The sequence below is a fragment of the Chromohalobacter sp. 48-RD10 genome, from assembly GCF_029889785.1.
In the GTDB taxonomy this organism is placed as follows: Bacteria; Pseudomonadota; Gammaproteobacteria; order Pseudomonadales; family Halomonadaceae; genus Chromohalobacter.
The window spans coordinates 1-601 of record NZ_JARANX010000211.1 but is presented as its reverse complement, the minus strand read 5'-3'; the positions used below and the strand labels follow the sequence as shown (position 1 = coordinate 601).

1 protein-coding gene is annotated in these 601 nt (G+C 57.2%); it reads right to left on the bottom strand.

Annotated features, from left to right (window positions below):
• Positions 1-601: proline dehydrogenase family protein (locus OP496_RS18295; protein WP_280565424.1), on the bottom strand; the 601-nt coding region annotated here is incomplete at both ends.

The window sequence follows — 601 nt, the reverse complement described above, 5'->3', positions numbered from 1 at the left end:
TTGACGTGGTGTTCGCGCTCCATGAATGTCGCCATGCTGTCGATCAGCGGTTGGTATTGGCTGTTGATGTTCAAGTTGACGCCTTTGGAGTTCTTGCGTTTTTCCCCATAGATATCGCGTGGCAGCGGAATCCGTGGATTGGCATAAGTATCGTATTGCGCCAAGGTTTCTACCGGATGCTCGCAGAGGCTTTCCACGGGCACGCCAGGATCGACCAACTGGTGCACGAAAGACGAATTGGCACCGTTTTCCAACAAGCGCCGCACGAGGTAGGGCAACAGGTCCTTGTGCGCGCCTACCGGTGCGTAGATACGGCAGTAGGTGCCCTGTGGTGCACGTTTGAGTGCGGCGTCATAGAGCGCTTCACCCATGCCATGCAGGCGCTGGAACTCGAAATGACGATCCCCCGCATTGGCGAGCTCCAGTATGGTGCTGATGGTGTGTGCGTTGTGTGTCGCGAACTGCGGGAAGATGCGCCCCCGAGTATTCTCGGAAAGCAGGAAATGCACGCAGGCAAGGTAGGTGACGTCGGTGCACGCCTTGCGGGTGAAGACCGGGTAGCCGTCGAGCCCTTGCTGTTGGGCCTCTTTGATTTCGGTAT